The following is a 24,149-nucleotide window of genomic DNA, read 5'->3' as shown; positions in this document are numbered from 1 at the left end:
AATTTGTTACAAATTCCTTTTAAAAAAGAGATGTCCCAATTTCGGACATCTCTTTTTATAATAAAGGTGATAATAACCGATACGTTGATTCAACAATTCGTCTATGAAGACGTCTTTTATGAAAATGATCAACATGAATTTCACTTGATTCTTCTAAGTCATCTTTAAAGTCTTGAACAAGTCTTTTAATGCTATCTGTATCATATAAAAAGGCATTTACTTCAAAATTCAAATGAAAACTTCTCATATCCATATTAGCTGTCCCAATTGAAGCTAAATCAGAATCAACGATGACAATTTTACTATGAAGAAAACCTTTTTCGTATTCATATATCTTTACTCCTGCGTCTAAAAGCTCTGGGAAGTACGATCTCGATGCGTAAAAGACAGTACGCTTATCAGGTTTACTCGGCATTAATAAACGAACATCAATACCAGCAAGTGCAGCAACCTTTAATGCGGATAAAATATCATCATCCGGAATAAAATACGGCGTTGCAATCCAAATAGATTTCCGAGCAGAAGCGATCATTGCGAAATATAAATGCTTAATCGTTTCCCACTTATTATCAGGGCCACCTGCGACTAACTGCACTCCTCCCCAATGATCACCCTCAACTGCTTTTGCTTGTAAATATTCAGGGGCTAGCACAGCCTCTCCAGTCATATAAAACCAATCTTGAAGGAAAATAAGCTGTAAACTTTGAACCGCTTCACCACGTAAATACAAATGCGTGTCTCGCCAGAAGCCAAAATATTTATTTTTCCCTAAATACTCATCACCGATATTTAATCCGCCTACAAACCCTTCGTTCCCATCAATCACAACAATTTTCCTATGATTTCGATAATTAATCTTATCGTTTAAAATCGGAAAGCGCACAGGAAAGAACGGAATCATTTCTACACCTGCATCGTTTAATTCATCAATATACGATTTCGATAACTTAAAACTTCCAACCGCATCATATAAAAAGCGAACAACAACGCCCTCTTTTGATTTTTGTATTAAAATATCTTTAATTTCTGTTCCTAATTTATCATCACGCACAATGTAATATTCCATATGAATGTGATGTTTCGCTCGTTTTAGCCCATCTAAAATAGCCCGAAACGTTTCATCTCCATTTGTTAATGTTCTCGTTTCAGTTTGAAATGAAATATTTAAAGCACCTAATCGATCTGCTAAACGAAATAATAGCTCCTGATGTTTGTGATTGCGCAAAATTCGTTCTTCATGATCTTCATGCCCTTTATATTGTAAAAATGCCTGTTCATCGAGTAATGCCTTCTTTTGAAACATTCTTTTTCTCCGAAAATTTTGTCCAAATAATAAATAAGCAAAGAAGCCAAATACCGGAAAAATACCTAACACAATTAACCATGTAAGTGTTTTAGATGGATGCCGATTTTCTAAGAAAATAACACAACCAATCAAAAATGCAGATACTGTAAACAAAATACTAATAATACCTAAAATCGAAACATCTTTTATCCCAATCACATCTGAATAAAATGCTACATCAATAAACATACGTAACGAAACAAATAATGCGAACAATAGCAGGACAAAGAAGATCAGCTTTAACGTATTTTTCATCTCTTACCTCCTAACTAAGAAAGCTTTCCTATTCTTCATATAAAAAGCCGATTTCATACTACAGAAATCGGCCTACGTTTTAGCAGGAAAATTATTGCGAATCGTTTCAAGCGCATGCTCTTTCACAATTTGTTTCCCATACTCACTTACACGATGAATTGTTAAAGTTGATTCTTCTCCATATTCTAAAATAATACTTAAAATACGATCGATTTCTTCTTCATCATGTAGCACTTCATCGAATTCCACATATACATAATAGCGGTCCTCAAATGAATGCAGCTCATCTTTTATATCTTCAAAGATAAGACGATGACTTAATGAAATGACATCTTCAAAATCATTAAATTTAATTAAAAAGCCAAACGTACCATCTTCATTAAAGTTTGTTCCTGTTTGTTCTTCTACCTCTTCGACTAATTCTTGTTGAAATAATGATTCGATGCCTTCATCTAGAGGAATATCTATAATTTTGTCTACCCCTATCGGTAGTTCCAGCTTTTGTCCATCCTTTGAAAGCTCTGCTTTCGTGACAAGTACTTCAATCCCTTTATCGACTGCTTGCACTTGAATCCATAACGGCCCATCAATAAAGAAATCGTCATGATCACGAGCTTCGTCCATCATCTCCCAAAAGAGCTCTTCACTTCGTTCGCGATCATACCAAATTTCTTCACGATTAAACCCTCTGTCCTCTATATCAATGTACGTAATAAAAAATTTCATCGTATAATCATTAATTCTTTCAATATCCAAAATACAACTCTCCCTTCCTGCTTAGAATTGTTATGAAGGGATTCCCCACTCATATGACAAATCAATAGATTCTTGTACTCTCATTTTATGATAAGATTCTCCAGAAGGGAAATAAAATCGATTTATTTTACAAAAATAGTTATATGCCTACCTTACTCGATCCTCTACATAAATATATTATTATAGCGATTTCTTATTCACAAAAAATTTGGACATACATTTCCACATTCCCCCGTACACTGTAATAAAGTGAAACTTCTATTGGAAGAGATTATTTAACAACAACTTTCTTCATCACATACATATAGTTCGCTTATTAAAACATCATAAATGGAGGCAGACGAATGGACTTAGAGTTTTTAACATCCGTACTAATGATTGTCGGTATCGATGTTGTATTAGGTGGTGACAATGCAATCGTCATCGCACTAGCCAGCCGAAATTTACCTGAATCAAAACGAAATAAAGCTATTTTGATTGGTACTCTTTTAGCAATCGTACTAAGAATTGTCCTTACTATACTAGCTGTCTATTTACTCGACATTCCATTTCTACAATTGATTGGCGGGGTTTTACTTACATTAATTGCGGTCAATTTATTAACTGATGATAACAACGACCTTTCTGCTATTCAAGGAAAAACAACTTTATTCCAAGCCGTGCGGACAATTGTTTTCGCGGATCTCGTTATGGGGTTTGATAATGTTATTGCCATTGCAGGTGCAGCTCACGGGAGATTTTTACTCGTCATAATCGGCTTACTCATTTCTATCCCTATTATTATTTGGGGCAGTAAACTTATTTTAATACTTATGGAACGATTTCCATTCCTCATTTATTGCGGTGCAGCGATTCTTGCCTATACTGCAGGGAAAATGGTTACACATGAAGACAGACTTGCAACCTTTTTTCATAACAACCCAAGTTTCACTGCAAGCCTTCCTTATTTGTTCATTTTCACTATTTTATGCATCGGCTTTATCGTAAAACAAGTTCGATTACGCAATGTGAAACATTAAAAAAAACCTTCTACTATATAATAGGTAGAAGGTTTTCATATTATTATAATTAATTTACAAGACGTTGTGCTTCACGTAATTGGAACGTTCTTACTGTACGTGGTAAGAAACGGCGAATTTCGTCTTCGTTGTAACCAACTTGAAGGCGTTTCTCGTCAATCATAATTGGACGACGTAAAATCCCTGGATAGTCACGAATCATCTTATATAAATCTTGAAGTGGTAAAGATTCTAAGTTTACATTCAATTCTTGGAAAACTTTCGAACGAGTAGAAATAATCTCATCCGTTCCGCTTTCTGTCATACGTAAAATCTCTTTAATTTCCTCAATCGTTAATGGATCTGAGAAAATATTACGTTCTGTATAAGGAATATGATTTTCCTCTAGCCATAATTTCGCCTTTCTACAAGACGTACAGCTTGGAGAACTATATAATGTTACCATACAAAGCTCACTCTCCTTAAAGAGTACAAATTCTGTACTAAATACAGTTTTAATTTCTAACTTCAGCAATTTTTCGCGATAACTTGTCTTATTGAAAAGTACAAAACTCGCATTTCATGTAAGCAACAACTTATAATAAACAACAATTACTTTTAATAAGTAACTTCTATAATCATTATACAATAGATTTTGCAAGAAATATACAGTAAATTTCCTGCTAGTTGAGAAAACTCTTCCGTGTATTCCACTGCTATGTAACATGATTATGCTCACTTCAGCTGTACTTTAACAATAACTTTCAATCCCTTTAATACTCACTTCCCATAGATTTTTCATATAATATATAGTTATTTATCTATAATCTTCCCTATGAAAAAGAGAACGTTTTCTTACTTTTTCTTGATAATTCAATTAAGAAATGTAAGACTATATAAATGAGAATAAAAAGGAACATCTGTTCTAATCTTAACAAACATTCTCCCTCTTGTCTACACGATTTCTAAAGTAAACTAAAAATTTTTCTGACATTTCTTTCTTTTTCATTTTTTATCTCATACAATAAACATACAGACAGGCAAAGGGGGAGTTTGCAAATGATTGCTTTTTTTATTGATTTTATTACGGTTGCTGCCCTCATCATCGGAATAACAGCATTGATTGGTGTTATTACAAATAGCATCGGCGAAAAGCTCTTTGGTGGAAAAGAAAAAATGAAGTTTGTTAACAAAAGTTTGGATGTACAATCCGGCTGGAATCAAGTTGGCGGAAAAGGCATTTATAAGAAACGCACGTATTAAAAAAAAAGCAGGTAGTTATGAACTGCACCCCAATTGTTAGACACAGTCTAACAATTGGGGGTGCAGTTTTTCTATGGCTAAATTTACAGCTGATGAAAAAATACAAATCGTTCTACGTTATTTGAACGGAAATGAAAGTTATCGAGAAATAGGTAGATCGCTCGGTATAAATGACACAATCATCTTGAATTGGGTAAACCAATATAAACAGAATGGTCTGGAAGCTTTTCTAAAACGATGTACAAATTACACACAACAATTTAAACTAGACGTACTAAACTTTATGATTGAAAACGGTATGTCCTTATTTGAGACGGCAGCTATCTTTAATATTCCTGCCCCTTCAACGATTTCTGTTTGGAAAAAACAGCTCGAAACACAAGGAATTGATGCTCTTCAATCTAAGAAAAAGGGGCGTCCATCCATGAAAAAAGATTCAAATAAACAATTAAAACAACCTTTAGCTGAAGGGTCAGTCGAAGCACTTGAAGCACGCATTAAACAGCTTGAGATGGAAAATGAGTACTTAAAAAAGTTAAATGCCTTAGTTCAAAACAAGGAAAAATCACAAAACAAGACAAAGCGCAAGTAGTCTACGAATTAAGGCATAAATATTCGGTGAAGGCACTCGTGGAGCTAGTTACTATTCCTCGAAGCACGTATTATGATTTAGTAAAGAAAATGAATCGTCCAGATGTAGATGCCGATTTGAAAGCTGAGATTAAAGCGATTTATGAGGAAAATGAAGGTCGTTATGGTTACCGTCGCATTCGTGATGAATTAACGAATCGTGGCCAGAAAGTGAACCACAAGAAGGTTCAGCGCATTATGAAAGAGCTTGGGTTAAAGTGTGTTGTGCGTATGAAGAAATATAAATCCTATAAAGGAAAAGTCGGTAGAATTGCACCTAATATTTTAGAGCGTAATTTTTATACAGATGCACCGAATCAAAAGTGGGTAACAGACATCACGGAGTTTAAATTGTTTGGAGAAAAACTGTATGTATCACCTGTATTAGATTTGTATAATGGTGAAATTATTACCTATACAATTGGTTCTAGACCGACGTATTCGCTTGTTTCAGACATGTTAGAGAAAGCATTGGAACGTCTACCTGAAACCCACCAGCTACTGATGCATTCGGATCAAGGATGGCATTATCAAATGAGACAGTACGTCCGTACACTTGAATCAAGAGCTATCGTCCAGAGTATGTCTCGAAAAGGCAACTGTTACGACAACGCAGTAATAGAAAATTTCTTTGGGATTATGAAGTCGGAGTTCCTCTACATAAAAGAATTTGAAAATGTAGAGCACTTTAAAATAGAATTAGAAAAATATATAGATTATTATAATACGAAACGGATTAAGGCAAAATTAAAAATGAGCCCGGTACAATACCGGACTCACTTTTATCAAGCTGCCTAATGAAATAACCGTGTCTAACTTTTAGGGGTCACTTCATTAGCCTGCTTTTTTTTATTTTCCTACGGATGCCCACTTAAAGCTTAAATCTCCGCCATATTTATGGTTGTACATATCTTTAATTGTTTCTCTTTGTAAGTATGCTCTACCACGTTGATATACTGGAACAATCGCAGCGTCATCAAGTAACATTTTTTCTGCTTCTAATAAGTTCTTCCAACGAGCATTTACATCGCTTCCATCTTTTTTCGCCTTCATAATGATTTCATCGTATTTCGGATTAGAGTACTTCATCTTATTTTGTGACCCATCTGTTACAAACATATCAAGATATGTAATCGGATCTGGGAAGTCCGCACTCCATCCAGAGAATGACATGACATAATCGCCCGCATCTTCTAATTTTAGTTTTTGCGCGAATGGTTGTTGTTTAATTTTCACTGTTAAACCTGGTAAATTCTTTTCTAATTCACCTTTTAAATATTCACCAGTTTTCTTTGATAACTCTACATCTTCATTTAATAATTCTAATTCGATTTCATTTTTACCAAGTTCTTTTTTACCAGCTTCCCAATATTTCTTCGCTTCTTTCACGTTTGGTTTTACAATATCCCCATTTACAGCACGGAAATCTTTTTTATCTGGTCCTTTAATGAAGTTATCAGGAATTAATCCTGTCGCGGCCTTAGAACCGTTGTTTAATAATGTATCAACGAACGGCTTACGATCAAAAGCAAGTGAAATTGCTTTACGAATATTTTTATTTGCTAAAGCTGGATCTTTTTGATTTAAACGTAGGAAGAATACAGATGTATCTTCTACTGTTTGGAAATCTGGTTTTCCTTTATATTTATCGATAAACTCCGCTAATAACGACGCTCGATCAATTGCATTTGTTTCATATAAGTTAATTGGCGTAGATGTATCTTTTACAATATTAAAGTTTACTTCTTCAATCTTCACTTCTTTATTGTCCCAATATGATGAGTTCTTTGTCATTTTAAAGCTACGTTCATGCTGCCAATCGCTTAATGTAAATGGTCCGTTATAAAGTGTTGTATTTGCTTCTAAACCAAACTTTGCACCTTGCTCTTTAACAAACTTCTCATTCACAGGATAGAAGATTGGATATACCATTAAATCTACAAGATATGGAATGGAATTGTCTAATTCAACTTCTAATGTGTAATCATCAATTGCTTTTACACCTAGTTGATCAGGACTCATCTCTTTTTTATTAATTTTCTCTGCATTTTTTATATCGTACATAATATAAGCTGATTTCGCAGCTGTATCTGGATTAATCGCTCTTTGCCATGCGTATACGAAATCTTTCGCTGTCACAGGCTCACCGTTTGACCATTTCGCGTCTTCACGTAACTTAAACGTATACTTTTTACCGTCTTCTGACTTTTTAAATTCCTTCGCTACACCTGGAACTAGCTTATCATCTTTTCCTAAACTGTATAAGCCTTCCATCGTATTGTTCATTACTCTTGAAGAAACTGCGTCAGCTGATAATGCTGTGTCCATCGTTGGAATTTCTTGTGTTTCAATTAAGTTAATAACTTGCTTCGCACCGCTTTTCCCGCTATCCCCTTTTGCGTTTGCTTGCGGTTCATCTTTTTGATAGCTACATGCCCCTAACATCATGCTCATCGCTACTGTTGATGCTACAAAAACTGGTATCTTTTTTTTCATACTTCCACCCTCCAAAAAAATGTTAGCCCTTTCATTTTCAAACAGAAAGAAATATATATATGTTCTAATAATTCATATTATACACACAAATATATTTTTTGTATATTTATATTTCTATTTCATTAAAGTTTTCTGTTAAAAAATATATCTTTGTAAACGTTTTATATTGCTGTTTCCCCTTACTAAAGTGCCGGAAATAATTATTTTTATATTTTTCTAAATTATCAGAGAAAAACAAATTTTATATTTCATAATACTTTATGTATAATTATCCCACCCTTTTTAACATAAAGTAGCAGTCCCTTCATATTAAAAATATGTAGGCTAAAATGAGTGCAAAGGATAAGAAAGTATGTTACGATACATTTTGCTAAAAATAGATATCGGTAAAGAGGGGACGGACATGACAGCAATTCAGGCCAAAAATGGGCCGACAGAGAAATTAAGTTTATTCTTATTAACATGGCCTATTTTTCTAGAAGTTTTTCTTTTTATGTTGATGGGGATCGCTGATACGTTCATGTTAAGTGCATTATCAGACGATGCTGTATCTGGGGTTGGTGCAGCGAATCAATATCTTCATATTGCGATTTTGGTATTAGAAGTCATCGGGAACGGCGCTGCTATCGTTGTATCTCAATACCTCGGTTCCAGACGCTTTATGGAAGCATCTAAAATATCAGCATTAGCCGTCACATTAAATTTAATAGTTGGGCTCGTTATAAGCGCTGGTTTTCTTTTATTTTCGAAACATATGATGCTCGCAATGAACTTACAAGGCGATGTACTATCGTATGCGCAAAACTACTTATCTATCGTCGGAGGGGCTATCTTCCTGCAAGCTATCATTAACTCATTAGCCGCAATTATCCGTGTACACGGTTTTACAAAGCAAGCGATGTTTATTTCACTCGGAATGAATATTATTCATATCGCTGGAAACTACGCACTCATTTTTGGGAAATTTGGTTTCCCAGAGCTCGGTGTACAAGGGGCTGCAATTTCTTCCGCTATCAGTCGATTGATCGCACTTATTGTTTTCTTCTGGTTACTATACCGCGTTATGGAATATCGTGTGAAATTACAATATTACTTCACTTTATCCAAAGAATACATTGGGAAAATTTTAAAAATCGGCATTCCATCTGCATTTGAACAAGTGATGTATCAAGCTTGTCAAATCGTCTTCCTTTATTACGCAACGTACTTAGGAACGGAATCATTAGCTGCTAGACAATACGCTACTAACATTTCCATGTTCACTTATTTATTTGCAATTGCGATTGGTATGGGAACAGCCATTATTATTGGCCGCCTTGTTGGTGGTGGGGAAAAGGATGAAGCATACGAACGCTTGTGGAAAAGTGTAAAATGGGCGATTGGTGTAACTTTATGTATGGTCGCTCTCGTTATTACATTCCGTACACAATTAATGGGACTGTTTACAGATAATCCGCACATTATCGGGTTAGGCGCAAGTGTTCTTTTACTAAGTGTATTACTTGAAACGGGACGTACGATGAACATCGTCATCATTAATTCGCTTCGTGCAGCTGGTGATGCAAAATATCCTGTTTTAATCGGTGCATTCTCTATGGTGTTAATGAGTTTACCACTAGGTTACTTTTTCGCCTTTCATTTAGATATGGGGCTCGTTGGTATTTGGCTAGCGATCGCCATCGACGAATGGACGCGTGCCATTATTATGTTCTTCCGCTGGAAAAGCAGGGCGTGGGAACGTTACGCACTTGTGAAACCAGAAGAGCAAGACGAGATTGGTTCTGTTCAGGCACAGTAGCACTTGTTTGATCATGATGTAGTTATTAATAAATGCAATTTATATCGACTTACCGACAACTCATTTATATAGTAGAAAAAAGCCATCCTTCCTTAATGGAAGAATGGCTTTTTTTATTATTGATAAATCTCTTTATATTTCTTATACTCCGCTTCAGAACATAGTACGAAATGTCCTGGGCGAATTTCACGCATTGTTGGCACTTCGCTACCGTAATCATGCTGCGATGGATCGTATACGATACGTTTACGATTACGCTCATAATCTGGATCTGGTAGCGGAATTGCTGATAATAGTGATTTCGTATATGGATGAACTGGATTCGCATATAACTCTTCACTTGTTGTAAGTTCTACAATTTGCCCACGGTACATTACGCCGATGCGGTCACTAATGTATTTTACCATCGATAAATCATGGGCAATGAATAAGTATGTTAGACCTTTTTCTTTTTGTAGCTTTTTCAGTAAGTTTACAACTTGCGCCTGAATCGATACGTCAAGTGCTGAGATCGGCTCATCGGCAATGATAAATTCTGGTTCTACAGCAAGCGCTCGAGCGATACCGATACGCTGACGTTGTCCACCTGAGAATTCGTGCGGGAAACGGTTTGCGTGCTCTTTATTTAAACCAACTGTGTTTAATAATTCATGGACACGATCCATGCGCTCTTTTTTACTTTTCGCTAATCCGTGAATATCAATACCTTCTGCGATAATATCCCCTACTGTCATACGAGGATTTAATGATGCGTATGGATCTTGGAAAATCATTTGCATTTTACGGTTGAATTTCTTCAATTCTGCGCGTGATTTCTTACCATGTACGTTTTCACCATCGAACAATACTTCACCAGCAGTTGCATCATATAAACGAATAATCGTTCTTCCAGTTGTTGATTTACCACAACCTGATTCTCCTACAAGACCAAATGTTTCTCCGCGGTAAATATCAAATGAAATATCATTAACCGCTTTGACAACACCACCACTCACGTCGAAGTGCTGCTTTACATTTTTTACTTCAATTAATTTCTCACGTTGTTTAGTCATGTTGTTCACCTGCTTTCATTTGAAGAATACGTTTTTCAACAACTGCCGGCGGTTTTACTTCTGGAGCTTGCTCGTGAAGTAACCAAGTTGCCGCATAGTGTGTATCACTTACTTTAAATAAAGGTGGGTCCATTTCAAAATCAATTTTTAGTGCCTGTGGGTTACGTGGTGCAAAAGCATCACCCTTTGGCGGCTTTAATAAATCCGGAGGCGTTCCAGGAATTGCATATAACTCTTCCTCTGAGCCATCTAAACTTGGCATAGATGCGATTAAGCCCCAAGTATATGGATGTTTCGGATTATAGAAAATTTCATCTACAGTTCCAATTTCAACAACTTTACCAGCGTACATAACTGCCACTCGGTCAGCAACGTTTGCTACTACACCTAAGTCATGCGTAATGAAAATAATTGCCGCTTCTGTTTTTTGCTGAATGTCTTTCATAAGTTCTAAAATTTGTGCCTGAATCGTAACGTCTAGCGCTGTTGTCGGCTCATCGGCAATTAATAATTTCGGGTTACAAGCTAACGCCATCGCAATAACTACACGCTGTCTCATACCACCTGAGAATTGGTGAGGATATTGTTTTAAACGAGCTTCTGGATTTGGAATACCTACAAGGTCGATTAATTCTAAAGCAACTTTACGTGCGTCTGCTTTACTCATCCCTTGGTGTTTAATAAGGCCTTCCATAATTTGATTTCCAATTGTCATCGTTGGGTTTAATGATGTCATTGGATCTTGGAAAATCATCGCGATATCTTTACCACGTACTTGCTGCATTTCTTTTTCTGTTAATTTCGTTAAGTCACGACCTTCAAATACGATCTCACCATTTTTAATGCGTCCAGGAGGATTCGGAATTAATCCCATTAACGCTTTAGAAGTAACTGATTTCCCTGAACCAGATTCTCCTACAATCGCCAATGTCTCTCCTTTTTTCAAATCAAAAGTAACGCCGCGTACAGCTTGTACTTCACCTGCATGTGTATCAAAGGAGACTTGTAAATCTTTTACCTCTAACAATGTTTTCATCTTTGCCTCTCCCCTCTTTTACTTACGCATTTTTGGATCTAACGCGTCGCGTAATCCGTCTGCCATTAAGTTAAACGCTAAAATTAATATACTGATGACAACCGCAGGGATGAACATCATATGCGGATACGTTTGAATAGATTTATAACCATCATTTACAAGAGAACCTAGTGACGCAAATGGTGGCTGAATTCCTAAACCGATGAAACTTAAGAACGCTTCACCAAACACCGCTGATGGAATTGTAAACATTGTCATTACGATAATAGGTCCCATTACGTTTGGAATTAAATGTTTCACAATTAATTGTGTATTTGTTGCACCTAATGTACGAGATGCTAATACATATTCTTGGTTTTTTAATTTCAGGATTTGTCCACGAACGATACGCGACATCCCTATCCAACCTGTAATTGCCATTGCGAGTGTAATTGACCATATACCAGATCCCATAATGATTACCATTAAGATAACGATGATTAAGTATGGAATACCGTTAATAATCTCCATAATACGTTGCATAATATTATCTACTCTGCCGCCATAAAACGCTGAAATACCTCCGTATGCAACCCCAATTACTAAGTCAATCGCTGCTGCTAAAAGAGCGATATATAATGATACGCGTGTACCTTCCCATGTTCTTGTCCATAAATCACGACCAAGATCATCTGTACCAAACCAGAAGTACTCTTTAATATCACGTTTTTCATATTGGTCAACACCATATTGATCTGTACCGTCAAATGGTAACCAATGAACATTTTCAATAACTGGAATTTTTGGTGGCATTTTCGCACGACCTAAATCTTGCTCTTTATACGAGTGTTTACTTACCATCGGCCCAAAAATCGCTAGTAATATAATAAGGCTTAATAATACGAAACCAAGCATCGCACCTTTATGTTGGAACAAACGTCTTCTTACATCTTGCCAAAACGTTAAGCTTGGACGGGCAATGACTTCATTATCAACATTATTTTGATTGGCTTGTTGAAATAAATCTGGAGATAATTTTTGTACATCTTTCATCATTTTTTCCCTCCCGCTAAACGAATACGAGGATCAATAATTCCGTATAAAATATCGACAATGAAAATAACTAAAATGAAGATCGCACTATAGAAAATCGTAGTTCCCATAATAACTGTATAGTCATTCACTGTAATAGATTTAACGAATTGTTCCCCAAGTCCTGGTACAGCATAAATTTGCTCGATAACAAGTGTTCCTGTAATTAATGCCGCAACCATTGGTCCTAAAATTGTTACTACTGGAATTAATGCGTTACGAAGTGCGTGTTTGACAATGATAACGCCTTGGCTAATTCCTTTAGCTTTCGCTGTTAAAATGTAATCGGCTTGCATAACTTCAATTAATTCTGCACGAGAGAAACGTGCGATTGTTGCGATAACTGCCATCGATAAAGCAATTGTAGGCATTACTGTAAACTCTGGTCCTTTCCAGAACGCTACTGGGAACCAACCAAGTTTTACCCCTACGAAATATTGTAGTAAAGCGGCGAATACGAATGATGGTACCGACATCCCGAGTACGGAAATAATTGTCGCTCCATAATCGACCCACGTATTGTTACGAAGTGCCGCAACGATTCCTAAAATTAAACCGATAAATGTTCCTAATATAATCGCTTGTAAACCAAGCTGTGCTGATGGTCCAATACGATCCACAATCATATCTGTTACTGGACGGTTATCATATTGGAATGATACCCCTAAATCACCTTTTGCTAAGTTACCTAAGTAACGTGCGTATTGAACTGGTACCGGATCATTCAATCCGTATTTTTCAAGAATGATTTCTTTTTGTGCCGGTGATAGCTTCTCCTGGTTTTTAAGCGGAGAACCCGGAAGTAATTTCATCAAAAAGAAAGTCAGTGTAGTAATTAAAAATAATGTCAAAGCCATGTACACGAAACGTTTTAATACATAACGTCCCATAGTCAAGCACCTCCCCGTTTTTCTCAAAAGCAATAAGATAGTTTAAAATATTCTTACTTTTATTTTTTTAAAATAAGAGCATATGCCCATCATAGGCATATACCCTTATTCATGATGGAAACCATTTTTAATTTTTGAGTTCAACCCACTTATAGCTAAATTCTCCGCCATATTTATGTTCTAATAGGCCAGTAATTGAGCCACGTTGTAAATATGCTTTTCCAGGTTGATATACTGGAGCAATCGCAGCATCTTCAAGCAGTTGTTTTTCCGCTTTTAATAGTGCATCCCAGCGAGCTTGTACATCAACTTCTGTTTTTGCTTTTTTAATTAAATCATCATACGCTGAATTTGCATAATTTACTTTGTTTTGCGCATTACCTGTTGTATACATTTCAAGGAATGACATTGGATCCATATAATCTGGACTCCATCCGGCATACGACATCGCATAATCTCCACTTGCTTCAAGTTTTAATTTTTGTGCAAATGGCTGCATTTTTGTCGGAACTGTTAGACCAGGTAAGTTCTTTTCAAATTGGCCTTTTAAATACTCTCCGATTTTTTTAGCATCATCAGTATCAAAGTTTAATAGCTCTAACTCTACTTTGTCTACACCAAGTTCTTTTTTACCAGCTTCCCAGTACTTTTGAGCTTCTTTAATATCCTCTTTTATAAGCTTTCCGTTCTCTTCACGGAAGTCTTTTCCATTCGGACCTTTTGCTAAGCCTTTCGGAACAAAACCATATATCCCCTCTGAACCATCGTTTAAGATAACTTTTCCGATATTTTCACGTTCAAAGGACATTGCAATTGCTTTTCGGATATTTTTATTTGCTAAAAATTTATTCTTTTCATTTAAGCGAATAAATTGTGTAGATGGCCTCTTAATCGTTTTGAAATCAGCATCTGATTTGTATTTATCTACAAACTCTGATGTTAACACTACACGATCAATTGCTTTCGTTTCATATAAATTTATAGCAGTTGAACGATCCTTAACAATATTGAAGTTTATTTCCTCAAGTTTTACTTCTTTATTTTCCCAATACGTTGGGTTTTTCTTAAGTTTGAAGCTTTGTTCATGCTTCCATTCATTTAATACGAATGGACCATTATAAAGTGTCGTATTGGATTCTAATCCAAATTTTGCTCCTTGTTCTGTTACAAACTTCTCATTCAAAGGATACAATGTTGGATAGACTGTTAAACTTACAAAATAAGGAACAGGATTATCTAATTCCACTTCAAGTGTATGATCATCAATTGCCTTTACACCAAGTTCTTCAACTGGTAATTCTTTTTTGTTAACTTTCTCCGCATTTTTAACATCAAATAGTATGTAAGCAAACTTGGCACCCGTGTTTGAATCTACAGCTCTTCGCCAAGAATAAACGAAGTCTTTCGCTGTTACAGGGTCACCATTAGACCATTTCGCATCTTCACGTAATTTAAATACATACTTTTTGCCATCCTCTGATTTCTCATAAGATTTCGCGACACCTGGAACAAGTTTATCATCTTTCCCCAGACGATATAATCCCTCCATTGTATTATTCATGATGTTAGAAGATGTTGCATCTGTTGATAACGTCGTATCCATAGTTGGAATTTCAGCTGTTTCGGTTAAATTTAACACTTGTTTGTTTGAGGATTTTTCTTTTGCGCCTGCTTTATTATCCTCTTTTTGGTAACTACAAGCCCCTAACATACTGACTGTCAACGTCGATGCAACTAATAACGGTATCTTTTTCTTCATGTTGTGTTACCTCCCCTACTTGCACTTCCTGTACCCTCACTTGTTAAAAAGTAGAATTGAAAGAATAATCTCCAAGTTTCTACAATTTTCATTATACATATAATATAACAATTGTGAATATAGTTTTTTGTTTTTTTGTTAAAATTTTTAATAAAATGTTTATATTTTTATTTTTTTGTAAAGGGATACGTTAACATTGCTACCATCATCTTGAAATCAGACCTTTAATTGCGTATAATTTTCAAAAAATTAATTCTAGTACATATTATAGCTTTTATAGTATAATAATTCTAGTAATATTTTGACGGAGGGGAACATTTTGAATAAAGTTTTTTTTCATACTTGTATACTAATTTTCATAGCGATAATCGCTTCTAGTATTGGCGCATTCCTCATTTCATCGCAATTTTTGTTGAATTTTGTCAACATCTTGTTTTATATTGCACTGTTTTTTATTCTTATCGGTGGTTTTTTATACATATTTCAAAATGGTTTTTTCAATGTAACCATTTACGCATTCCAAAGAGTATTTGGTACGAACAAAAAGATTGACTCTTTAATTGAAGAAGTCGAGGAGCCTACAGATAAGAAAGAACGTATTTATAAAACATATTCATTCAAATGGACATATCCAATTTGTATTACAGGTATCGTTCTTGGGTTGTTCTCGACCCTCATTAGCTTTACTATTTTGATGTAGTTTGCAAACACTATCCCATATGATATAATAATCAGCAAAACATTTTGTTATAAAACTTTAGTTCTTTCATATTAAAAGAGCTAAAGTAACAATAAATAAATTTATATGTATGCGATGATAAAGAAGAGTACATATTGAGGCAATTTCAGAGAGCTTGTGGTTGGTGTGAACAAGTAATTGTACAGTATGGAATGGGCTTTTGAGCACCAAACCGAACCGAAAGTAGTAGGCTTTGGCGTTATATCCAAACGTTATTATGGATTAGAGAGATTTCACGGTAGTGAAATAATTAGGGTGGTACCGCGGTCCATTCGTCCCTATAGTTTTTGGGATGAATGGGCTTTTTTGTTTGCCTTCTCTTCCCCCATCACGCATTCTATTTTAGGAGGAATTACTTATGTCAGTTATCTTTTCTGGTATTCAGCCAAGTGGAACGATTACACTTGGAAACTATTTAGGAGCAATGAAGCAGTTTACAGAGCTTCAAAATGAACACGACTGTTATTTCTGTATTGTAAACCAACATGCGATTACAGTACCTCAAGATCCCGTACAACTTCGTAAAAACATCCGCAGTCTTGCTGCACTTTATGTAGCATGTGGCATTGACCCTGAAAAAGCTACTTTATTTGTACAATCAGAAGTACCAGCACACGCTCAACTAGGATGGATCATGCAATCTGTTGCTTACGTTGGAGAATTAGAGCGTATGACGCAATATAAAGATAAAGCTTCTGGTAGAGATTCAGTTCCAGCTGGATTACTTACGTATCCACCATTAATGGCTGCTGATATTTTGCTTTACAACACTGAAATCGTGCCGGTTGGTGATGACCAAAAGCAACATATCGAATTAACACGTGACTTAGCAGAGCGTTTCAACAAACGTTACCGTGAAATCTTCACAATGCCTGAAATTCGTATTCCAAAAGTAGGAGCTCGTGTTATGTCATTAACAGAACCTACGAAAAAAATGAGTAAATCTGATCCGAATCCAAAATCAATGATCAGTATGCTTGATGAGCCAAAAACAATTGAAAAGAAAATTAAGAGTGCTGTTACTGACTCTGAAGGTATTGTGAAATTTGATAAAGAGAACAAACCTGGTATCTCTAACCTATTAACAATCTACTCTTCATTCTCTGGAAAAACAGTTGAAGAAATTGAAACAATGTACGAAGGAAAAGGATACGGCGACTTCAAAGGCGACCTAGCGCAAGTAGTCGTAGAAGCAATTCGTCCAATCCAAGACAAATATAACGAACTAATCAACTCACCAGAACTAGACGAAATTCTAGACAAAGGTGCAGAAAAAGCAAACCGCGTTGCATTCAAACAACTACGCAAAGTAGAAAACGCAATGGGACTAAGCAGAAAACGTAGGTAACATATAAAGCGGAGGCGACTGCTTAGGGTTCTTTCCCACAGAAGGTGCTTTTTACCTTCTCGTGGGGAAGGTTCTTAGACGCGAAGGACTAGGAGCCGGATTTCATATAAGCGAAAGCGGCTCGTTCAGCTCTGACTGGCTAAGGTTCTTTCACATAGAAGACGCTTTTTGTCTTCTTATGCGGAAGGTTCTTAGACACGAAGAGCTCGCTGCTGGAGCTGGATTTCTACAAAATTAAAAAACCGCCAATTGGCGGTTTTTTAATTTACCTTTTGCTCATTTTCCATTTCCCATAACTTTTCAAAAAATGGCTGTCCTTTTACGAGACGCTCGCATAATTGTTCATGTTTCTCAGACCAGCCAGCTTTCGCTTCATCATACAGTCTAGCCCAAATATCCTCGAACTCCATATGTTGAACCGTTCCATATGCTGATGGATCCCACTCTGTGTACCAATAGCGAATCTCTGCTGTATTTTTCGTTGTATGTAATTGATCTAACGCCATAAATAATAATTGTTTTAGCTGTCGTTCTTTACGAGTCAAGCCATTCATAATGAAAGGCGATGGTGATAAAATGTGGTGTTCTTTTTCTGTTTCTTCTACTTGGAACTCATACTTTTCTGCTTGTACGTTTTCTACCATCTCATATACCATCTGCTCTTGGCGTGGTATAAGTCTGCTTTTGCGAATTGGTACATTGTAACCAATTGTGTCAATCGCAATAATTCCTTTTCCATCTGTAACAACAAAGCAATACTCTTGCTGCAAACGTTCATGATTTTTACGAATATAAGCCTTATGATGTACGTCTTCCAGCATTTTTTGCGGAAGCTCTAACAATTCGTTCTCGATGTAATGATATAATGTGGCATCTACTTTTAATAATGGCACTTGATCTAATAGCTCAATCGTATCATCTTTCCGCCATTCGTAAAAATGACAAACGTTATACCCATTTTCTTCACCTTCAAACCAATTTACCCATACATCATGTAGATATAACATTCACTACCCCTCACTTCACTACTGTTTGTACCAATCATTATGTTCATTTTTGCTTAACTTTATTCCACTTAAGGAAATATATTCTAATTATTATTTTTTCTTCTATTAATACTAAAAAAAACAGGAAATCAAGCTCCTGTTTTTTTATATATGAAATGTATTTGCTTTATTCAATATTTCTTTTGCATCTATAGATAATAAAGAAAGTGTATCTTCTCCTTCCAAAGTTACACAATCTTTGACAATATGAAATCCAAGCGCATAGCCAAGCATCTTCGGATAAGAGTGAAATCCATTTAATAAGATGTCATGTTCCCTTGTTCCTCGTTTTATACTTATTCTTTCATGTACAACATTTTTCCAATAATAAATAGCCTCTTCTTTTGAAAGATACGCCGTCCACGGTGCATTGTTTTTTTCTGAATATCTTTCCGTCACTGCTTGCTCAGCTAGCCCTTCCATAATCATCGTATCAAGTAATGTATATTCTGTTTCTTTCGTCTCAATTTGATGTAACCTACATATGTGATGATATTCATGCGCCAATAACACTTTTAATTCTTCTACCGAATTCCGTCCACATACGAATAAGAAAATAACATGACGCATAGATAATCCAGCCCTACCGTTATACTCTTCTTGCACAGTTCGATTATAGGAATCTGATAATAAAATAAAGACAGGGACATCCGGACCCTTCAACCAATTTTTCAATTTATCATACTCCAGGCTCAACTCTTTCCAAATTTCCTTTTCCTCTAATTCTTTAATTTCCTTTTCCCCACGCATGACCGGACGATACATCCCTTTTGAAATTAAAAAGCGATACAACCTTTCTTTTGGCAACGGAATATACTTCGTAAATTTCTCACAAAGTTTTTCTGGCCGTCCATAATATAAATGTAGCCACTCAGCTGTTTCAATAACCCCCATCTTTATCCCTCCTTTTTTCTTATGTATATGCTACAGGAGAAAAAGACGTAAAAATAAATAAGGAGTTTTTTCGCAATATATTGCGGAAAAACTCCTTATTTCATCTATTATTTATACGATTTAAATACTAACACTGCGTTATGACCACCGAATCCTAATGAGTTACTTAATACTGCATTTACTTCTTGATGTCTCGCTTGATTCGGTACGTAATCTAAGTCACATTCTGGATCTGGTGTCTCATAGTTAATTGTTGGAGGAATTACTCCGTCTGTAATTGATTTAATAGAGAAAATCGCTTCAACAGCACCAGCTGCTCCTAATAAGTGACCTGTCATTGATTTCGTTGAGCTAATTGCTACTTTATACGCGTGCTCACCGAAAGTTTCTTTAATTGCCATCGTTTCATATTTTTCATTCGCATCCGTACTTGTACCATGCGCATTAATGTAATCAATATCTTCTGGCTGTAGGCCTGCATCAGCTAAAGCTTGACGCATTGCACGCACTCCGCCTTCACCACCAGGAGCAGGCATTGTAATATGGAACGCATCTCCAGTTGCACCATAACCAGCAATTTCCGCGTAAATGTGAGCACCTCGTGCTAATGCGTGCTCTAATTCTTCAAGAATTAGAATCCCTGAACCTTCACCCATTACGAAACCGCTACGGTTTTTATCAAATGGACGGCAAGCCGTTGCTGGGTCTTCATTAAATGTTAATGCTTTCGCTGAGCTAAATCCTGCGAATGCCATACTTGTTAGCGGTGCTTCTGCTCCGCCTGTAATCATTGCATCAGCATCACCACGCTGAATTGCTTTAAATGCATCACCAATTGAGTTTGCACCAGATGCACAAGCCGTTACAGAACAAGTGTTAATTCCTTTTGCTCCTGTTGCGATTGATACTTGACCTGCTGCCATATCTGGAATCATCATTGGCACGAAGAATGGGCTCACGCGGCGCGGGCCTTTCTCAGTAAAAATCTTAAATTGTTCTTCGTATGTTTCCATACCGCCAATACCAGATCCAATCCATACACCAATTCGAGGTCCGTTTTCTTCTGTAATTTCAAGCTTTGCATCTGCAACTGCCATTTTCGCTGCTGCTACTGCATATTGTGTAAAGCGGTCCATACGGCGCGCTTCTTTTTTATCAATATATTTCTCGACTTCAAAGTCGTTAATTTCCGCTGCTACTTTTGCTGGAAATAGTTCTGGATCAATTCTTGTAAGTCGCCCGATTCCAGATACACCCTTTTTAATGTTTTCCCATGCTGTTTCAACATCTGTTCCGACCGGTGTAACAGCTCCTAGTCCTGTAATTACGACCCTCTTTTTTTCCATACAAAATACACTCCTTTTTTTCTCTCAGTCCTTATTTACCCCAACGAAGAGCGACTGCTCCCCATGTTAATCCGCCGCCAAAACCAACAAGTATAATTAAATCACCGTCTTGAATACGTCCGTTTTGCAATTCCTCTACCATTGCAATCGGAATTGAAGAAGCTGATGTATTACCGAACTTCTCAATTGTCATACTCATTTTTTCTTGTGGTAAATTTAACCTCTCTCTTGCAGATTCCATAATACGAATGTTTGCTTGATGCGGTACTAAGAAATCTACATCTTCTTTCGTAAGACCAGCTTTATCTAAAACGCGAAGACAAGAATCACCAAGTTGACGAACGGCAAATTTAAACACTTCTCTGCCATTCATCATAACATACTCGTCTTGATAAAGGTGCTTGCCGCCACTTCCGTCTGCTCCTAATTCAAAAGATAGAACGCCTTTACCTTCTGAAACAGCTCCCATTACGATAGCACCGGCTCCGTCTCCAAATAGTACTGCTGTATTTCGATCGTTCCAGTCTACAATTTTAGATAGTTTATCACTACCAACTACTAATACATTTTTATAAGTTCCTGTTTGAATAAATTGCTGCGCTGTAATCATTCCGTACATAAAGCCAGCACATGCTGCACTTAAATCCATTGCAGCTGCATGTTTCGCTCCTATTGCTTCTTGAATTACACAAGCAACTGCTGGAAAAGCACGATCTGGTGTTACTGTCGCTACTAAAATCAGATCGATATCCTCTCCGTTAATTCCTGCATCTTCAAGTGCTTTTTTAGAAGCCTCTACGGCCATATATGAAGTATCTATTGTATCATCGGCAATGCGTCTTTCTGCAATTCCCGTTCTCGTACGAATCCATTCATCGGATGTTTCCATTATTTTCTCTAAATCGTGATTTGTGACTACTTTTTCTGGCACATATCTTCCGATCCCTAAAATGCCCACGTTCACATCGCAGCCCTCCGTTTTATATCAATTATTATGACTTGGTACTAATTTTAAAACATAAATGTATTTTTGTCTAGAATATATTTCGCATAAAACAGAAAGCTAACGCATTATCCACTTTATTTTTCATTAAAAGAAACAGAATCATACCTTTTCGTATTTCATTCCAAATAAAAAGGCCCGAACCGCTTCTACTCACGATTCGAGCCTCTCCTCCATCAAAAAAGACGGATTTTATTCTTTATCTGCTTTCCCAAGCTCATAAGCTTCGTTCATAACTTTCATTAACAATTCTAACACCGGCTGTGCCTTCTCCATATCAAGTGCAATTCCGTTATCATCTAAAATTGCCTTTGCTTCTGGTAAATGCTTCATTGCGATTTGTAAAAACTGCATGCTTTTTTCGTTCATATTATACTCTTCCTCTCCATTAAAACTTTCACATACAATAGTGTAACACGCGTGCTACTCTTCGTATAACTCTTTATATTTTTTCATGTGTGCCAGTTGCTTATTTAAACCGTATTCTAACGGAGTATTTCTTTTTATCGAAATGACTTCAATAGCCTCATCTCTTATTTCATTATTATTATTATTTTTATTTACTTTATCATCCGCGCGTAAAAGATTCATACCTTTTTCCCATAATGACTGTTTACCACTAAGTAAATTGTATATACCAAGATGCGCCCCGTTCGTTCCATTCTCCCATAAGTATTCACATACATCTTCAATGTAAAGCAAATCACTTCCTTTTTCCTCACTCGTACAACGGCACTCTTTCTCGTCTAATTCTGATAAAATGAGCTGATGATACATCATAAAGGATGGTTGCCACGGTCCATATAATGTAGGAACTCGAAATACACTATATTTTAAATTCCCTTTTTTCAATCCTTCTTCTACTTTCAAAAATAGGCGCTTATTTTCGGATTCACCTGTACTACTTACTTCAATAGAAGAAATTAAATTTAACTTCACTTTTTGTTCTTCACACATTCTTATAATTCGCTTTAAATATTGTAATATGACTCTTTCATTCCGAAATCCACATTGCTGATTTGGCTCATATAAGCAAAAGTAGACAGTATCGAATCTCTCTTCCTCTACCGATCTCCATCCATCTTCATCTCTTATCGAATAATACGTAAATAACGCATTTCGCCCAATTAACAATAACTTCTCTTCATTAATTTTGGTCATACTATCGAATTCATCAAAATCAAGACCATACACTTCTACTTCTTCTGCGATCATTTTATTCACAAGGTGATAACCTACAAACGTAAGTGCACCTATTATCAGCACGCGTTCCATACCACCAACCCTTTCCCTCTGAAGCAAATAGCTCCTCATTTATGTATATGGGAGCTTCACAATTCTTCTTCATATTTTTTAAAGAAATCGGTCGTTTGCCTAACCATTTTATATTTCACATCTTGCAGATGGAACAAGACAGAAGTATCACATTGATTTAATTGCCTCATTTTCTCATATTTACGCAACTGTTGTTTTCTCCCTCTTTTTTCTTGTGTTGATACAAAAATTTTAACAGGTACACAAGATGGAAGAAGCGTAAATGATTTCTTATTTATTTTTAATTCTAATTCTTCTTCTTTGGAATCATACGCCAAACTTAATTCCTTCACGAGTCTCTTGTAAAAAAACTTATGCTCTTTCTCAAAACTCACATATTCTGGTAAATCTAAACACGGATTTAACATAACAACAGAACGAATACATTCAGGATATTTGTTCATCATTTCAAGTGCCACAAGCGCTCCCATACCATCTGCCATAATGTGCATTTTCGCATTTAACGTCTCTTTTCTCAAAACAACATCATATAAACGTTTTGCCAGACGAACAGATTGATCGTTTCCCCAATGTCTTCCGTATAAATTAGAGGAAAAGACCGTGTAGCCTTGCTCAATAAGACCATGTAAGAAATAAGATTTACCCGCATGTTGCGTCCATAAACTTGTACCATTCTCAATAAAGTAGTTATAATCACCGAGGAGCATAACAGAAAATCCATTTGGCTTCTCCGGTAAATAAATAACACATGGTTCTTTTTCTAAGTAAAAAAAACGTTCCGTAATACTCATTTTTCCCCCGCCTTATTTTCTAAACATATAAAACCACTCTTTTATAATGTATGAACGGAATGCAAATTTGCGTTGAAAAATCTACAAATATTTTTCTATATTCTTTTTTCAATTGTGTTACAATAAGGACAGATTGAACGAATAGAGGTGTAAAATATGCGTTTCATTTGGGCATTAATTTGGTCGTTCTTACTTGTACATATGATGAGCTATGTAATCGGCTCTATGACTGGCGGTACATACGACTTTAACCAAGCGTCTATTTTCTCAGTTGTTCTTGCTGTATTAGTACTAGCAATTTCAGCTGCAATTCCAAACGAGCCAGTAGAACAACACTAAAAAAAGAGTCCGGATTTTA

23 protein-coding genes and 1 other annotated feature are annotated in these 24,149 nt (G+C 36.1%); of the genes, 7 read left to right on the top strand and 16 right to left on the bottom strand.

The window, feature by feature from the left end:
* Positions 1-55 precede the first annotated feature (55 nt).
* The gene (locus AC241_RS06075; protein ID WP_029442140.1) at positions 56-1,600 is read right to left on the bottom strand and encodes a cardiolipin synthase; all 1,545 of its coding nucleotides are present in this window, start codon (positions 1,598-1,600) and stop codon (positions 56-58) included.
* A 72-nt stretch (positions 1,601-1,672) separates the two neighbouring features.
* Positions 1,673-2,356 carry an adaptor protein MecA gene (gene mecA / locus AC241_RS06070; protein WP_050842866.1) on the bottom strand — a complete coding sequence of 228 codons (684 nt, stop codon included), beginning with the start codon at positions 2,354-2,356 and terminating at the stop codon, positions 1,673-1,675.
* A 344-nt stretch (positions 2,357-2,700) separates the two neighbouring features.
* Between mecA and AC241_RS06065 the strand changes: the two genes are divergently transcribed.
* Positions 2,701-3,375, top strand: coding sequence for a TerC family protein (locus AC241_RS06065; protein ID WP_029442139.1), 675 nt, complete (start codon positions 2,701-2,703; stop codon positions 3,373-3,375).
* Between the two features lie 49 nt (positions 3,376-3,424).
* Here the strand turns inward: AC241_RS06065 and spx are convergent, their stop codons facing one another.
* Positions 3,425-3,820: a transcriptional regulator Spx gene (gene spx, locus AC241_RS06060; protein ID WP_000258267.1), complete on the bottom strand. Its 396-nt coding sequence runs from the start codon at positions 3,818-3,820 to the stop codon at positions 3,425-3,427.
* 593 nt (positions 3,821-4,413) lie between these two features.
* Here spx and AC241_RS06050 point away from each other — a divergent pair.
* Together AC241_RS06050 and AC241_RS32675 are read left to right on the top strand one after the other, a co-directional pair.
* A complete protein-coding gene (locus tag AC241_RS06050; RefSeq protein ID WP_000559971.1) occupies positions 4,414-4,617 on the top strand; it encodes a hypothetical protein in 204 nt (67 codons plus the stop codon).
* A 73-nt stretch (positions 4,618-4,690) separates the two neighbouring features.
* A protein-coding gene (locus AC241_RS32675; protein ID WP_155417050.1) for an IS3 family transposase occupies positions 4,691-6,045 on the top strand; the annotation gives its coding sequence in 2 pieces (ribosomal slippage) (positions 4,691-5,144 and positions 5,144-6,045; 1,356 coding nt in all).
* A 51-nt stretch (positions 6,046-6,096) separates the two neighbouring features.
* Here the strand turns inward: AC241_RS32675 and AC241_RS06035 are convergent.
* Positions 6,097-7,743 (bottom strand): peptide ABC transporter substrate-binding protein, encoded by a 1,647-nt coding sequence (locus AC241_RS06035; RefSeq protein WP_029442138.1) that lies wholly within the window; start codon positions 7,741-7,743, stop codon positions 6,097-6,099.
* A 352-nt stretch (positions 7,744-8,095) separates the two neighbouring features.
* Between AC241_RS06035 and AC241_RS06030 the strand changes: the two genes are divergently transcribed.
* Positions 8,096-9,541, top strand: coding sequence for an MATE family efflux transporter (locus AC241_RS06030; RefSeq protein ID WP_050842864.1), 1,446 nt, complete (start codon positions 8,096-8,098; stop codon positions 9,539-9,541).
* A gap of 116 nt (positions 9,542-9,657) precedes the next feature.
* Here AC241_RS06030 and AC241_RS06025 read toward each other — a convergent pair whose 3' ends face one another.
* From AC241_RS06025 to AC241_RS06005, 5 genes are all read right to left on the bottom strand, one after another.
* A complete protein-coding gene (locus AC241_RS06025; RefSeq protein ID WP_016082471.1) occupies positions 9,658-10,593 on the bottom strand; it encodes an ABC transporter ATP-binding protein in 936 nt (311 codons plus the stop codon).
* The gene (locus tag AC241_RS06020; RefSeq protein WP_000854346.1) at positions 10,586-11,629 is read right to left on the bottom strand and encodes an ABC transporter ATP-binding protein; all 1,044 of its coding nucleotides are present in this window, start codon (positions 11,627-11,629) and stop codon (positions 10,586-10,588) included. Before AC241_RS06020 ends, AC241_RS06025 begins: the two co-directional genes overlap by 8 nt.
* Before the next feature lie 18 nt (positions 11,630-11,647).
* Complete coding sequence (gene opp3C, locus AC241_RS06015; RefSeq protein ID WP_016082472.1) at positions 11,648-12,664, bottom strand: oligopeptide ABC transporter permease; 1,017 nt, start codon at positions 12,662-12,664, stop codon at positions 11,648-11,650.
* Positions 12,661-13,590, bottom strand: a complete 930-nt coding sequence (opp3b, locus tag AC241_RS06010; protein WP_000534166.1) for an oligopeptide ABC transporter permease — start codon at positions 13,588-13,590, stop codon at positions 12,661-12,663. Before opp3b ends, opp3C begins: the two co-directional genes overlap by 4 nt.
* Positions 13,591-13,717: 127 nt before the next feature.
* Complete coding sequence (locus tag AC241_RS06005; RefSeq protein WP_016082473.1) at positions 13,718-15,349, bottom strand: peptide ABC transporter substrate-binding protein; 1,632 nt, start codon at positions 15,347-15,349, stop codon at positions 13,718-13,720.
* A gap of 319 nt (positions 15,350-15,668) precedes the next feature.
* Here AC241_RS06005 and AC241_RS06000 point away from each other — a divergent pair, with 319 nt between their 5' ends.
* Together AC241_RS06000 and trpS are read left to right on the top strand one after the other, a co-directional pair.
* The gene (locus AC241_RS06000; protein WP_001044985.1) at positions 15,669-16,049 is read left to right on the top strand and encodes a DUF3899 domain-containing protein; all 381 of its coding nucleotides are present in this window, start codon (positions 15,669-15,671) and stop codon (positions 16,047-16,049) included.
* A gap of 105 nt (positions 16,050-16,154) precedes the next feature.
* Positions 16,155-16,371, top strand: a binding site (T-box leader).
* A 75-nt stretch (positions 16,372-16,446) separates the two neighbouring features.
* Complete coding sequence (trpS, locus tag AC241_RS05995) at positions 16,447-17,436, top strand: tryptophan--tRNA ligase (RefSeq protein ID WP_029442135.1); 990 nt, start codon at positions 16,447-16,449, stop codon at positions 17,434-17,436.
* A 260-nt stretch (positions 17,437-17,696) separates the two neighbouring features.
* On the opposite strand, the gene AC241_RS05990 is transcribed toward trpS, so the two are convergent.
* The 7 genes from AC241_RS05990 to AC241_RS05960 form a co-directional block, all read right to left on the bottom strand.
* Positions 17,697-18,443 (bottom strand): YjbA family protein, encoded by a 747-nt coding sequence (locus AC241_RS05990; protein ID WP_000966129.1) that lies wholly within the window; start codon positions 18,441-18,443, stop codon positions 17,697-17,699.
* A gap of 144 nt (positions 18,444-18,587) precedes the next feature.
* Positions 18,588-19,376, bottom strand: coding sequence for a DUF2268 domain-containing putative Zn-dependent protease (locus tag AC241_RS05985; RefSeq protein WP_016082475.1), 789 nt, complete (start codon positions 19,374-19,376; stop codon positions 18,588-18,590).
* A 107-nt stretch (positions 19,377-19,483) separates the two neighbouring features.
* On the bottom strand, positions 19,484-20,722 hold the full coding sequence (gene fabF, locus AC241_RS05980; RefSeq protein ID WP_000412656.1) for a beta-ketoacyl-ACP synthase II: 1,239 nt from the start codon (positions 20,720-20,722) through the stop codon (positions 19,484-19,486).
* Positions 20,723-20,753: 31 nt separating this feature from the next.
* Positions 20,754-21,686 carry a beta-ketoacyl-ACP synthase III gene (fabH, locus tag AC241_RS05975; RefSeq protein WP_016082476.1) on the bottom strand — a complete coding sequence of 311 codons (933 nt, stop codon included), beginning with the start codon at positions 21,684-21,686 and terminating at the stop codon, positions 20,754-20,756.
* A 231-nt stretch (positions 21,687-21,917) separates the two neighbouring features.
* The gene (locus AC241_RS05970) at positions 21,918-22,094 is read right to left on the bottom strand and encodes a ComZ family protein (RefSeq protein ID WP_001986215.1); all 177 of its coding nucleotides are present in this window, start codon (positions 22,092-22,094) and stop codon (positions 21,918-21,920) included.
* Between the two features lie 54 nt (positions 22,095-22,148).
* Positions 22,149-23,027, bottom strand: a complete 879-nt coding sequence (locus AC241_RS05965; RefSeq protein ID WP_103574448.1) for an NAD-dependent epimerase/dehydratase family protein — start codon at positions 23,025-23,027, stop codon at positions 22,149-22,151.
* Positions 23,028-23,056: 29 nt separating this feature from the next.
* Entirely contained in the window at positions 23,057-23,791 is a 735-nt protein-coding gene (locus AC241_RS05960; protein WP_016082478.1) for a lipase family protein, read from the bottom strand.
* 156 nt (positions 23,792-23,947) lie between these two features.
* Here AC241_RS05960 and AC241_RS05955 point away from each other — a divergent pair, with 156 nt between their 5' ends.
* Positions 23,948-24,130, top strand: coding sequence for a YjzD family protein (locus AC241_RS05955; protein WP_001211116.1), 183 nt, complete (start codon positions 23,948-23,950; stop codon positions 24,128-24,130).
* Positions 24,131-24,149: the final 19 nt, after the last annotated feature.

The sequence above is a fragment of the Bacillus thuringiensis genome (assembly GCF_001182785.1).
Taxonomy (GTDB): Bacteria; Bacillota; Bacilli; order Bacillales; family Bacillaceae_G; genus Bacillus_A; species Bacillus_A thuringiensis_S.
This window is presented reverse-complemented; position numbering and strand designations above follow the sequence as displayed.

Excerpts from the sequence above, each read along its gene's own strand:
- AC241_RS06075 (WP_029442140.1), bottom strand. The coding sequence starts at position 1,600 with ATGAAAAATACGTTAAAGCTGATCTTCTTTGTCCTGCTATTGTTCGCA.
- AC241_RS06065 (WP_029442139.1), top strand. The coding sequence starts at position 2,701 with ATGGACTTAGAGTTTTTAACATCCGTACTAATGATTGTCGGTATCGAT.
- spx (WP_000258267.1), bottom strand. The coding sequence starts at position 3,820 with ATGGTAACATTATATAGTTCTCCAAGCTGTACGTCTTGTAGAAAGGCG.
- AC241_RS06050 (WP_000559971.1), top strand. The coding sequence starts at position 4,414 with ATGATTGCTTTTTTTATTGATTTTATTACGGTTGCTGCCCTCATCATC.
- AC241_RS06035 (WP_029442138.1), bottom strand. The coding sequence starts at position 7,743 with ATGAAAAAAAAGATACCAGTTTTTGTAGCATCAACAGTAGCGATGAGC.
- AC241_RS06030 (WP_050842864.1), top strand. The coding sequence starts at position 8,096 with ATGTTACGATACATTTTGCTAAAAATAGATATCGGTAAAGAGGGGACG.
- AC241_RS06025 (WP_016082471.1), bottom strand. The coding sequence starts at position 10,593 with ATGACTAAACAACGTGAGAAATTAATTGAAGTAAAAAATGTAAAGCAG.
- AC241_RS06020 (WP_000854346.1), bottom strand. The coding sequence starts at position 11,629 with ATGAAAACATTGTTAGAGGTAAAAGATTTACAAGTCTCCTTTGATACA.
- opp3C (WP_016082472.1), bottom strand. The coding sequence starts at position 12,664 with ATGATGAAAGATGTACAAAAATTATCTCCAGATTTATTTCAACAAGCC.
- opp3b (WP_000534166.1), bottom strand. The coding sequence starts at position 13,590 with ATGGGACGTTATGTATTAAAACGTTTCGTGTACATGGCTTTGACATTA.
- AC241_RS06005 (WP_016082473.1), bottom strand. The coding sequence starts at position 15,349 with ATGAAGAAAAAGATACCGTTATTAGTTGCATCGACGTTGACAGTCAGT.
- trpS (WP_029442135.1), top strand. The coding sequence starts at position 16,447 with ATGTCAGTTATCTTTTCTGGTATTCAGCCAAGTGGAACGATTACACTT.
- AC241_RS05990 (WP_000966129.1), bottom strand. The coding sequence starts at position 18,443 with ATGTTATATCTACATGATGTATGGGTAAATTGGTTTGAAGGTGAAGAA.
- AC241_RS05985 (WP_016082475.1), bottom strand. The coding sequence starts at position 19,376 with ATGGGGGTTATTGAAACAGCTGAGTGGCTACATTTATATTATGGACGG.
- fabF (WP_000412656.1), bottom strand. The coding sequence starts at position 20,722 with ATGGAAAAAAAGAGGGTCGTAATTACAGGACTAGGAGCTGTTACACCG.
- AC241_RS05970 (WP_001986215.1), bottom strand. The coding sequence starts at position 22,094 with ATGAACGAAAAAAGCATGCAGTTTTTACAAATCGCAATGAAGCATTTA.
- AC241_RS05960 (WP_016082478.1), bottom strand. The coding sequence starts at position 23,791 with ATGAGTATTACGGAACGTTTTTTTTACTTAGAAAAAGAACCATGTGTT.
- AC241_RS05955 (WP_001211116.1), top strand. The coding sequence starts at position 23,948 with ATGCGTTTCATTTGGGCATTAATTTGGTCGTTCTTACTTGTACATATG.